Raw genomic sequence first — 10,375 nt, 5'->3', positions numbered from 1 at the left:
GAAAGAACGGCCCAATTATTCGATGAATTCGATTAAATAGGTCAACTATTCTCACGAATCCATCGAATAATTCGACTCGTTCTACTGAAATTTATGCTCGAAAGCATAAGTCCGACAGGCTCCTAGTCAAATAATGAACTGGTTGAAGCAGCTTACTCAGAGTCAGGGAACCAACTAAGCGCTGTTACGGAAACAGGGGAGCTGAAAAAGCCCCCCTGTTTAAATGGCCATGTAAAAGAAAAGTCTTACACCCTTCCTGTGTTCAACTTCGCGTATAGCTTATCGATGTAAAGCTTCTGAATGATACGATCCAATGTAATTTGCCCATTGCCGTATACCGCAAGAACCATCAGCATAAAGCCCCAGAGGTAATGTTGCTGCATGCCGGCAGCACTGATATCTGGATAGGATATTGCTGCAATCAGATTGACGGCGAACAGGGCTATTGCTGCAATAGGACCACCCAGTCCGAGCACCAGAAGAACAGGGAAGAAGAGTTCACCAAAAGTACCCAGCCAAGCGGCTATGTCCGGTGCCAGGTAAGGCACTGCATACTCATACTCAAACAGCATCATCGTAGTATCCCAACTCTGATATTTATTGAGTCCTGCAAAGAAGAATACATTAGCTACCCAGAGACGAAGGCCTAAAGGCAGAAGCTGCTGCAAAGGCATACGGCCTACGGCGAGATATTCTTGTGCTGCTTGGATCTTCATGATGGATGCGTCCTCTGTTTTATTATTCGCTAAACCCCTGTCGGGAGAGAGTCTTCAACTCTTAATAAAAGAGTTCTCAACCTTTAATAAGAGAGTTCTCAACCTTTAATAAGAGAGTTTTTGGTTAGGTGGCTCTATTTATAAACCCTTGCTCCATACAGCTGGAAAATGCTGAAAGGCAGTCTTCCTGTCCGCGTGAAGAGAGTAATTCACAACACTTTTCCAGGTCTGGTTGCTCTAAGAGGGCTGACAGCAGGTCAAACTGCTCCTGGCTCAGGGCAAAGCAGATAGCCTGATGATGTTGTTGGTTAATGAGAACCCGGGAGGGAGAGTAATCATCCAGATTCATTTCGGGCTCATCGAATTGCTGATGCATTTGCCAGATGTCCAGAACCGGATAATCACTGGCTAGCAATGTGGCATTGGCAGGCAAATGGAATTGACTGACGGTACCCTGTTGAATCGCACTTTGTATTGCTTCCAGACTCATAGAGGGCCATTCTGGCTGCAATTCACAGCGATGAATGCTGAGTTCAAGAAGGATCAGGTCCGGGAGATAGGTCAGTTGCTCAAGTTCTGGTAGCCGGGCAACGTATTCATGAAGATCCTGCCCTACGTTCTCCAATGAATGATCGGAAAAGTCAGCATTGCGAATATAGTTGCTCAGAACACCCCGAAAGCAACCTTCCCCCAACAAGCGATGAGTAATCGGAAAGGTCAGCTTTAAAGCCCTGATGGCAATTTCATGGATACTGTTACGATAAACTGAAAGGCCCTGCTCAGGTGTCAGGGAACTTGCTGCCTGAATACAACCCGGAGCTGGTTCAGAGGCACTGGAATGAATCCAGTTCAGCATCTCTTTTTGCAGTTGTCCCAGCTTCATGATGCTTTACCTGAATCGATCATTAATGCTGCAGCTTTCTTTGCCTGTTGGTCCAATGTCTGCCATGCAGGAATATCGGTATCCCATTCAATCAGAGTGGGAATCTCGCCTGTCAGTTGCAGGCACTGTTCATATAATGCCCAGACCGGCTCGGCAATTGCGCTGCCATGGGTATCCAGCAAAAAGCCCTGATCTGTTGCCGTATGACCGCCAAGGTGAATCTCTTTGACTCGCTCGGAAGGAATGGTGGCCAGGAATTTCAGGGGATCATAATCATGGTTACAGGCATTCACATAGACATTGTTGACATCGAGCAGTGCATAACAGTCTGCCTTTTCCAACACTGCCGCAAAAAATTCGGCTTCACTGAACTGGGAATGATTGAACCGGATGTAGCTGGAGACATTCTCGACAAGAATCTGTTCTCCGAGGAAATCCTGTACTCTCATGATTCGCTCCGCTATGTGCCCTATGGCTTCTTCTGTATAGGGGAGAGGCATCAGTTCATGCAGATAGGTGCCCGCAATGGATGTCCAGCATAAGTGGTCGGATAGCCAGGCGGGCTCCAGATCATCCCTGAGTTGTTTGACCCAGGACAGATATTCCCTGTTCAAAGGATCACTGGAACCCAGTGACATACCCACACCATGCAGGGTCATGGGGTAATGTTCCCTGATGGCCAGCAAGGATTCTCTTTCGTGGGTAGGGAACAGGAAATTATCTGTCATGGCTTCCAGCCAGGGCGCATGGGGCTTATGCTCCAGGACCTGGTTGAAATGCACTTCCCTAAGACCGATACCGGCAGATATCGGTCTTTGATCCGGGAGTTGGCTCATTTTTTCAGATTGCCACCTACCAGCTTGTCACAGGTACCCTTGGGTACATAAATCCATTCGGTTTTGTCTCCGTCGGTTTTAGCTTGAGCTGCGCAGCTGTGTTTGTCAGTTCCGCAATCATTCTTTCCGGCTTTGGCTACGCCATAGCATTTTTCCATACCGGACTTGGCAGCATGAGCAGTACCCGCAGTAGACATAGCGAGAACAGAACCCAGGGCAGAAGCAACGAGGAGTTTGGTGGAGTTTTTCATGGGGAAATCCTTTAAAGATCTTTTATGTTTGTTGTTGGGCAGACTTCTCTGTCTGCAAATTAAAATACGCCTTCCTGAATCATTTGGATTCAGAATTTTTGAAATTACTGTCTGCCTGGTGACAACCGTCTGATTTTGCAGGATTTATATTTTCTGTACGGAATAGTGCTATTTTTACTTTTGTCGTTTTCTACCCGTGCCAACAGTGCGCTGAGAGGAGTATCTCTGTGGAAATTGAACACGCTGGAAAGCTGGAGCCCCATATTCTGCTCAGTATTGCCAATGAGAGGCTGCGACTCGGTTGTAAAAATCTGGAGCAGCTTTCTGAAGACCTTGATCTGCCTATCAAACAGATTGAAAGAATGATGAAGCAGATCCATTACCACTATCAGTTTGAGAATAACCAATTCACTCATGATTGAATGGTGTTAGCCATGGACAGGCTTCTTTTCCGATAAACAAGCCTGTCCATCCGCAGCCTAATCTGATTGTCCGTAACCTGAACAACCGCAAGGCGCATGTGTCCTATGCTATTGAGTCCGTCTGCACCAGCGATGCCGCCTATCCCAAGCCAATGGCTTACGCCCAGTCGATTCAGGAAGCGTATTGCGAAAAGCTCAAGGCTGACCCCGGATACACAGGGTTCATCACCAAAAACCCGATGCATGAAGACTGGCACCTGTGGGAACTGCACAACAAAGTGTACAAGCTGGGTGAGCTGGCAGATTATGTGGAACTCAAACGCCGTTACTGGACTCGCCAGAGAGCGGCTAACTACGAACAGTACGGGATCGGTCGTAACTGCGCCCTGTTCCACCGCTTGCGGTTCTGGGCCTACGACTGGGTCACCTACCACCGGGACGAAAATGGCACGACCTACGTTGAATGGATGCAAGTCGTGTTAGTGAAGGCGGAAGGGTTTAATGAATTTCCCCAGTCCCTGCCCTATGGCGAGGTTAAATCGACCGCCAAGAGCGTAGGTAAATGGGTTTGGGAAAAATATTTCCCGAAGAACAAGCGCAAGAAGCGTGGAGCGATGGAAGCGGATTTTGCCAAGAGTGATATTCCACTCGACCTGCCCACCAGGCAAAGATTGTCTGCCAGAAGAACCCATGAAACCCGTAGAGCTGCGACAGAAGAAAAAATCACAGAAGCCATTGGAATACTTACAGCGCAAGACAAAAGAGTAACTAAGGCTGGAGTGGCGAAGCTGAGTGGCGTAGGCAGACAAACCATTTACGATAACTACAAACACCTTTTCTATTCCTGAAAACTGTACGGCATGGTGCCTATCAGGCACGACACAAAAGAGTGCCATATGGTGCCATCAGAAAATAACGAAGACGCGTATATTTTTGCGAAAAGTGTACGGTATGGTGTCCATCAGGTAACAGCCCATGTACATGGGTACTAACAGTCAGTCCAGTTTACTGGACGCATTATTATCCCGACCGAACGTTAGTGAGGGCGATAAATAAAAGGAAGCTTTTAAGCTGACATCCTTTTCCCGCCGTAGGCGTTTATCAAAACCATCTATATTGATATTCGTTATCCCTATTATGTGCCGCGTCGCTTACGCTTAAAAAAACTATTATTGATAATCAAAATAAACTAAATTGATTTTTTCTAATAACACGTTAAAAACATTAGGTGTCACCTATGAGAATTGACCAGATCGCCCTGCTCATGGAGGCTGGCGACATTAAAAGCGCTTATCTCCTGCCCGCCCCACTGAAAGAAGGCAAGTGGTCTATCCAGTTCGAACGAAAAAATGGGGAGCAGGTTCCACTGACAGCACAGCGAGCCAATGTCCGGCATTTCTCCAGCCTCGACAGTGGCTGGAAACTATTAACCGAGCTGGGATTCTCCAGCGCAATCATTCAGCGTTAGGAGTCAGGCAATGGCAAACTACGGCTACCTGAGAGTTTCCACCGACCAGCAGGACGTCCTCAACCAGAAACACGGTGTATTGGAATACGCCAACAAAAACGGCTTTGCCAGTATGGAATTTATCGAAGACAGCGTTTCCGGCAAAAAGCCCTGGCAGGAAAGAGCATTGGGTTCTGTACTGGAACAGGCTGTAAATGGCGACACCGTGATTGTTTCCGAAGTCTCCCGCCTAGCCCGTTCGACCTTGCAAGTGCTGGAGATCCTCAAACATTGCTCCGAACACCAGATCAACCTTCACATCGCCAAGAACAATATGCGCTTTGATGACTCCATGCAGAGCCGCATAACCGCCACAGTGCTGGGCATGGCGGCCGAGATCGAGCGAGAATTTATCAGCAGTCGAACCAAGGAAGCACTGGCAGCCCGCAAGGCAAACGGCATGAAGCTGGGCAGGCCACAGGGTAAAGCCGAAAAACTAAAGCTGGATGTATCTCGTGATGAAATACAAAAGTATCTCAATATGGGGTTGTCGAAAGCGGCGATTGCCAAGCTGATTGAATGCCCGGCAACCACGCTTTATGACTACTGTCGAGTGCGGAAAATGGTAAGACAAAAGTAGTGAGTGAAGCACTACTTTTGTAGTTTATCTATCTTGAGGGCTGGCCATTAAATCGGGAAAATGCAGCCACATCTTTCATAACTATTTGAACACTATGCGAAAATACGAAGTCATTCAGGGGGTAAGGGCTTATAGTAACTTTTTGTTCCATTGGGCTTCAGACCCCAATACATGTTTGATGATGGTGACTCAGAGCCTGCTGGAGTGAAAGTGTAGACCGTTATATTCGGGACAAGTTGATCCTTACCAGACGCGCCAGCCCCTTACCTGATTTATCACCGGCCAGAACAGCAGCAGATGCCTCAGCTATGGCGTGGCCACTCATAGCTGACCAGTTTATTTCATATCCATTTAACTCGGCCAGCTGGTCAATCAGAATCCTTTGCGTGCGGCCATTGCCTTCTCGAAAGGGATGTATGGTATTGATACAGCCAAAGTAGTAACCCACACGCTGACAGAATTTGTCCTGATCGTAGCCTTGCAGGTAATTCTCCCGTTTCAGTTCAGCAAAAGTCTTTTCAGAGACAGAGTAAATCAGGTTATGAGGGAGGAAAAGCCGTCCACCCTTGGCGATCTCAACCTCCCTGACTTTACCGGCAAAAGGGTAAACTCTGGAAAACAAACGATGATGGATCTTGCAAAGGTGTTCTAGGTCAAACGTGGGAGGTATTGGCGACTGATTCAGGGAGACCAGCATGGCACCACTAATTTGTCTCTCCAACAGGTTGAGGCGGGTTGTATCTTTGGCTCCCAGCAAGTTCTTGAGGCATTCGGAACCAGGGATAAGGTAAGGATCATTTTCCCTTAAATCATAATTCTCATAGGGGTGCATACTGCGTCCTTTCAGAATGGCTTATTAATCGTCAGCAGGGTTATCTTGTAAGGCCTTTCTCACAATCTCGTCGGCTACCTGATCAGCATCCAGTTCCCCGGATGCAATTTTTTTCAGGATCTCTTTCTCATCTTCCGGCACCTTCATACCTTCAATGTTCAATGAGCCGACTACTTGATTTACGACAGTATCGGGATCTTTGATTTTCTTATCTGGGCTTTGCTTATCCATTATGCTTTTCCTTCCAACCTCACTTTCACTGCTAATTTTATCCTGTTTTTACCAATTTCTCTCGTAAAGCATCTCCCAATCAGGCGGTGAGTGTCAGCCATGGTATTTTTTCATCTCAGGCTGAAGAAGATAGAGTTAATCCTTAACCTCTGGAAATTCCAAACCAATATCATCGACCAGCTGACTGACAGAAATGTAACCGATAATTCTGTCCTGGATGCTCCAGCCTAATTCAGAATCCCAATAGTCAGCACCAATGTAACCCATACCATTCTCGTAAAGAACAGCCACCAAATAATACCCTGCTTTAGTGGGGTTTCCAGTCTGCCAGGTCTGAGAAGGATTAGGCATTAAAGTAGCTTTCGTTTTATCAGGGGTTACGCCATAGAAAGGAAAAAATCGTACGCTAAGAGTTATTTGTACGCCAAGTGTGAAACAGTACGCTTAGGTATTTTAATCTCATTCATAACAATAAGTAAGGTCATTATGGATAAACCAGATGGTCACAACCGTTTTAATCTTGAAGCGTTGCAGCAGTTACATGACGTGCCTGAATATAACGCTGATCAGTAAGTAGTGCTAAATGCACTACTTTTGTAGCTTGTTTTAATCATGAAAAATAAAAAAACCGTACGCTAATTGCCGACAATCAGTATGACTCACTGGACATACTGGTAGCCATGGAACCCACTCCCCCGCCTTCATCACCCCGTCCTGCCGAAGGGATAGAGTCTCCTCACGACAGCAACAAAGTTACCGATGAAACCAGACCTCAAACCACCCAGGGAAAAATCCATCAGGGAGTTATTGGCCAGCGCCATATATCCCACGTTCAGGGACCTGAGAGAAAAGCCATTCAATGCTGGGCTGAAGAAGCTGCCAGATTGAGTCTCAATTCTGAAAGAAGTACTGCAACCTGTGTACGAGACCTGTACCGGCGTGACTGTCCGAAGCAGACATTCCGACCTTTTACGAGTGCTGATGCCAGAGTGCTTCTGGAAACCATCGTCAGGCTGGAAAAAACATACGACTTATTGCGTGTTTCGATGAGAGAGTTCAATGTCGACGTAGCCTCTATGCTCGATTCCCCTAACTTTCGAGAGACTCAGTATTTCTTTGCTTTTCAGGATCAGTCTGATGAAAGAGCTGGTGATGGGAGTCGTCTGACTCTGAACCTGCATCCTGAAAAGGTGAAAGAAGCCATAGAAATACTGGTTGAAATGATGCAGCAGCCTCGATGGTCTGACCTGATCAGAAAATCCAAGATTCAGGCGCTGTCCAGGTTGGGAAAGACGACCGACTGCATTGTGATCTATTGCACATTCAATCCACAAGAATGCGCGGTATTGGCACAAGCTATTGATAAGAAAATTCCACAGAGTTTTCGGCTTGAACATACTCCTTATGGGATGGAGCGTATCTATACCGGGATTGCCTATGGTGAGCGAAAAGACGGAGATTCGGGGAGTCATGGCAATTCACGGAACCAGATTATCTGCAGGGTATTGAGGCGGTGTTATCACGACCGAAATCTTGACTTGACCCGAGTGCTGAATGAAGAGCTTTTACTGTCAGGGTATTCCCCTGAAAATCCTGCCAGGCTGGCCAGAACCAATGAGTTTATGGAGCTGGTCTCAAAGCTTGTTCGTGGCAGGGAATTGATGGCTGAGCCATCGGATATTGAGCAGGAATGCCATAGTCTTTTTGGTCGAAACTACTCTCCACCTGAAATGACTCGAGAAAGTGAAAAGGCTCTCAAAAAGATGCTTGAGCAACTGCAGGCTCAGTCTGATCTCAGGGTACAAAGACTGGGTTTTGGTATGAGACCTCTGTCAGCTCCCAGTCTGGGAGTGTCCAACGAAGCGGCTGTCAGGTTTCTAAAAGTCTCAAAACAGGACGGTGTCAGAGGGGATGAATCAAAACCCTGGGGGGTTCTGACGATATGTCTGACACCCGAGAATACCGTTAAATCCTCTGAACCGTTGCTGGCTGAGCTAGAGCAGTTGAAACAGGAGCACAAGCCTGCATTCCTGCTTCTAAGCTCACCTGAAACATTTAAGCGAACTGGTACCGCAGCAGCCTTGTATGTTCAGACTGATCCAGACAGGGTTCAGCAATGTGCGCAAACACTGGCTGAACGTTTAAAAGGCGCTGTGCAGAAAAACGCCAGTATTCCTGTCATGGAAAAGTGCTCAGAAGGTATTTTCTATTCTGAGGCTGCTCATAACAGGGACTCCCTTGAAATCTCACGAGGAACGGCTGTTGCTATAGCGTTGCGAAAAACGGCCCATTCTGGTTATTTTCTTGAGAATCTCTCAGAAGCCTTGCAATCATTGGGCTTGAATCCGGAAAACCCGGCACGACTGTTGTAATTCCCACCGTATTTCTTATTCAAAATCTATATCAAAAAAAATTGATATAGATTAAGTCGACTGTTAGACTTCAATTTATCTTTCGGTAAGTACGCATAACAGGATCATACCCATGAGCGCTACTCCTGCAGCTGTTGAGAGCTTTACTGACTATCGGGTTGCTGATATTTCCCTGGCCGAATGGGGCCGCCGCGAAATTCAGATCGCAGAAGGTGAAATGCCTGCCCTGATGGCTATCCGCCAGAAGTACCGTGATCAACAGCCTTTAAAAGGGGCAAAGGTCATGGGCTGTATCCACATGACCATTCAGACAGCGGTACTGATTGAGACCCTGATAGACCTGGGTGCTGATGTACGCTGGTCTTCCTGTAACATCTTCTCCACCCAGGATCATGCGGCTGCGGCTATTGCAGCTGCGGGCATTCCGGTATTTGCCTGGAAGGGCGAAACCGACGAAGAATTCTGGTGGTGCATTGAGCAGACGATTCTGACAGAAGATGGCAAGCCCTGGGATTCCAATATGATCCTGGACGACGGTGGCGACCTGACTTTGATGCTGCACGATAAGTATCCTGAAATTCTGGATAACATCCATGGCATCTCTGAAGAGACCACTACAGGTGTGCACCGTTTGGTGGAAATGTTGGAAAAAGGGACTCTGAAAGTACCGGCTATCAACGTTAACGATGCGGTTACCAAGAGCAAGAATGACAATAAATACGGCTGCCGTCATTCACTGAACGATGCCATCAAGCGTGGTACCGACCACTTGCTGGCGGGCAAAAAAGCTCTGGTTATCGGTTACGGAGATGTGGGTAAAGGATCTGCTGCTTCCCTGCGTCAGGAAGGCATGATTGTCAAAGTCACCGAGATTGATCCAATCTGTGCCATGCAGGCTTGCATGGACGGCTTTGAAGTTGTCTCTCCTTACAATAACGGTGTTAACGATGGCACTGCCGCCAGCATTAACAAAGAATTGCTGGGGAGCACCGATTTGCTGGTGACGACCACCGGTAATGTACACGTCTGTGATCGTGAAATGCTGAAAGCGCTGAAGAGCAGCTGTGTTGTCTGCAACATCGGTCACTTTGACACTGAAATTGATACTGCCTTCATGAGAGAGTCATGGGAGTGGGAAGAAGTTAAACCTCAGGTCCACAAAATCTGGCGTGACAAGGGCAGCAATGATCATCTGATTCTGCTCTCTGAAGGTCGCCTGGTTAATCTGGGTAATGCCACAGGTCATCCATCCCGTATCATGGATGGTTCATTTGCCAACCAGGTTCTGGCCCAGATTCATTTGTATGAAGAAGGCTTTGCCAACCTGTCTCAGGCTGAAAAGGCTGAGAACCTGTATGTGAAGGTTCTGCCCAAGAAGCTGGACGAAGAGGTGGCAAGCTACATGGTTCAGGGCTTTAGTGGGGTAATCACCCAGCTGACCAAACAGCAGGCAGACTACATCAATGTCGCTGTTGATGGTCCATTCAAAGCGGATGAATACAAGTATTGATTCGCAGTGAGCCTGTGCACCTGTGCAGGCTTTCACCCTGATTTTAATGCCTTGAGGATGGGGAAGGATTTTCATCACTCCATAGAACGAAACCGCCATGGTTCAAATGGTAACAGCCTTGAGCTGATAAACAGCCTTGAGCTGATAAACAGCCTTGAGCTGATAAACAGCCTTGAGCTGATAAACAGCCTTGAGCTGATAAACAGCCTTGAGCTGATAAACAGCCTTGAGCTGA

General features: G+C 47.2%; 13 protein-coding genes. 6 read left to right on the top strand and 7 right to left on the bottom strand.

Annotated elements, in window-relative coordinates; translation table 11 throughout:
• Positions 1-245 precede the first annotated feature (245 nt).
• The 4 genes from ACR2PX_RS00080 to ACR2PX_RS00065 form a co-directional block, all read right to left on the bottom strand.
• Positions 246-716, bottom strand: coding sequence for a DoxX family protein (locus ACR2PX_RS00080; protein ID WP_433997325.1), 471 nt, complete (start codon positions 714-716; stop codon positions 246-248).
• A gap of 124 nt (positions 717-840) precedes the next feature.
• A complete protein-coding gene (locus tag ACR2PX_RS00075) occupies positions 841-1,599 on the bottom strand; it encodes an HvfC/BufC family peptide modification chaperone (protein ID WP_433997324.1) in 759 nt (252 codons plus the stop codon).
• Positions 1,596-2,435: an MNIO family bufferin maturase gene (gene bufB, locus ACR2PX_RS00070; protein WP_433997323.1), complete on the bottom strand. Its 840-nt coding sequence runs from the start codon at positions 2,433-2,435 to the stop codon at positions 1,596-1,598. The genes ACR2PX_RS00075 and bufB overlap by 4 nt, the downstream gene beginning before the upstream one ends.
• The gene (locus tag ACR2PX_RS00065) at positions 2,432-2,686 is read right to left on the bottom strand and encodes a BufA1 family periplasmic bufferin-type metallophore (RefSeq protein WP_433997322.1); all 255 of its coding nucleotides are present in this window, start codon (positions 2,684-2,686) and stop codon (positions 2,432-2,434) included. Before ACR2PX_RS00065 ends, bufB begins: the two co-directional genes overlap by 4 nt.
• Before the next feature lie 227 nt (positions 2,687-2,913).
• Between ACR2PX_RS00065 and ACR2PX_RS00060 the strand changes: the two genes are divergently transcribed.
• The 4 genes from ACR2PX_RS00060 (at position 2,914) to ACR2PX_RS00045 (ending at position 5,195) form a co-directional block, all read left to right on the top strand.
• Complete coding sequence (locus tag ACR2PX_RS00060; RefSeq protein WP_433997321.1) at positions 2,914-3,108, top strand: DUF4250 domain-containing protein; 195 nt, start codon at positions 2,914-2,916, stop codon at positions 3,106-3,108.
• On the top strand, positions 3,105-3,956 hold the full coding sequence (locus ACR2PX_RS00055; protein WP_433997320.1) for a replication initiation protein: 852 nt from the start codon (positions 3,105-3,107) through the stop codon (positions 3,954-3,956). Before ACR2PX_RS00060 ends, ACR2PX_RS00055 begins: the two co-directional genes overlap by 4 nt.
• Before the next feature lie 389 nt (positions 3,957-4,345).
• Entirely contained in the window at positions 4,346-4,576 is a 231-nt protein-coding gene (locus ACR2PX_RS00050; RefSeq protein ID WP_433997319.1) for a hypothetical protein, read from the top strand.
• Positions 4,577-4,586: 10 nt separating this feature from the next.
• Positions 4,587-5,195, top strand: coding sequence for a recombinase family protein (locus ACR2PX_RS00045; protein ID WP_433997318.1), 609 nt, complete (start codon positions 4,587-4,589; stop codon positions 5,193-5,195).
• Positions 5,196-5,415: 220 nt separating this feature from the next.
• On the opposite strand, the gene ACR2PX_RS00040 is transcribed toward ACR2PX_RS00045, so the two are convergent.
• From ACR2PX_RS00040 to ACR2PX_RS00030, 3 genes are all read right to left on the bottom strand, one after another.
• On the bottom strand, positions 5,416-6,027 hold the full coding sequence (locus ACR2PX_RS00040) for a Fic/DOC family protein (protein ID WP_433997317.1): 612 nt from the start codon (positions 6,025-6,027) through the stop codon (positions 5,416-5,418).
• Between the two features lie 24 nt (positions 6,028-6,051).
• Entirely contained in the window at positions 6,052-6,258 is a 207-nt protein-coding gene (locus ACR2PX_RS00035; RefSeq protein WP_433997316.1) for an antitoxin VbhA family protein, read from the bottom strand.
• Positions 6,259-6,393: 135 nt separating this feature from the next.
• Positions 6,394-6,609, bottom strand: coding sequence for a hypothetical protein (locus ACR2PX_RS00030; RefSeq protein WP_433997315.1), 216 nt, complete (start codon positions 6,607-6,609; stop codon positions 6,394-6,396).
• A 329-nt stretch (positions 6,610-6,938) separates the two neighbouring features.
• Here ACR2PX_RS00030 and ACR2PX_RS00025 point away from each other — a divergent pair, with 329 nt between their 5' ends.
• Positions 6,939-8,630, top strand: a complete 1,692-nt coding sequence (locus ACR2PX_RS00025; protein ID WP_433997314.1) for a T3SS effector HopA1 family protein — start codon at positions 6,939-6,941, stop codon at positions 8,628-8,630.
• A gap of 112 nt (positions 8,631-8,742) precedes the next feature.
• Complete coding sequence (gene ahcY / locus ACR2PX_RS00020) at positions 8,743-10,140, top strand: adenosylhomocysteinase (protein WP_433997313.1); 1,398 nt, start codon at positions 8,743-8,745, stop codon at positions 10,138-10,140.
• Positions 10,141-10,375 lie beyond the last annotated feature (235 nt).

It is taken from the genome of Endozoicomonas sp., assembly GCF_051008435.1.
In the GTDB taxonomy this organism is placed as follows: Bacteria; Pseudomonadota; Gammaproteobacteria; order Pseudomonadales; family Endozoicomonadaceae; genus Endozoicomonas_A.
The sequence above is the reverse complement of the archived record's forward strand: the minus strand, read 5'-3'. Positions and strand labels throughout refer to the sequence as shown.

Excerpts from the sequence above, each read along its gene's own strand:
- ACR2PX_RS00045 (WP_433997318.1), top strand. The coding sequence starts at position 4,587 with ATGGCAAACTACGGCTACCTGAGAGTTTCCACCGACCAGCAGGACGTC.
- ACR2PX_RS00065 (WP_433997322.1), bottom strand. The coding sequence starts at position 2,686 with ATGAAAAACTCCACCAAACTCCTCGTTGCTTCTGCCCTGGGTTCTGTT.
- bufB (WP_433997323.1), bottom strand. The coding sequence starts at position 2,435 with ATGAGCCAACTCCCGGATCAAAGACCGATATCTGCCGGTATCGGTCTT.
- ACR2PX_RS00075 (WP_433997324.1), bottom strand. The coding sequence starts at position 1,599 with ATGAAGCTGGGACAACTGCAAAAAGAGATGCTGAACTGGATTCATTCC.
- ACR2PX_RS00080 (WP_433997325.1), bottom strand. The coding sequence starts at position 716 with ATGAAGATCCAAGCAGCACAAGAATATCTCGCCGTAGGCCGTATGCCT.
- ACR2PX_RS00050 (WP_433997319.1), top strand. The coding sequence starts at position 4,346 with ATGAGAATTGACCAGATCGCCCTGCTCATGGAGGCTGGCGACATTAAA.
- ACR2PX_RS00030 (WP_433997315.1), bottom strand. The coding sequence starts at position 6,609 with ATGCCTAATCCTTCTCAGACCTGGCAGACTGGAAACCCCACTAAAGCA.
- ahcY (WP_433997313.1), top strand. The coding sequence starts at position 8,743 with ATGAGCGCTACTCCTGCAGCTGTTGAGAGCTTTACTGACTATCGGGTT.
- ACR2PX_RS00035 (WP_433997316.1), bottom strand. The coding sequence starts at position 6,258 with ATGGATAAGCAAAGCCCAGATAAGAAAATCAAAGATCCCGATACTGTC.
- ACR2PX_RS00025 (WP_433997314.1), top strand. The coding sequence starts at position 6,939 with ATGGAACCCACTCCCCCGCCTTCATCACCCCGTCCTGCCGAAGGGATA.
- ACR2PX_RS00040 (WP_433997317.1), bottom strand. The coding sequence starts at position 6,027 with ATGCACCCCTATGAGAATTATGATTTAAGGGAAAATGATCCTTACCTT.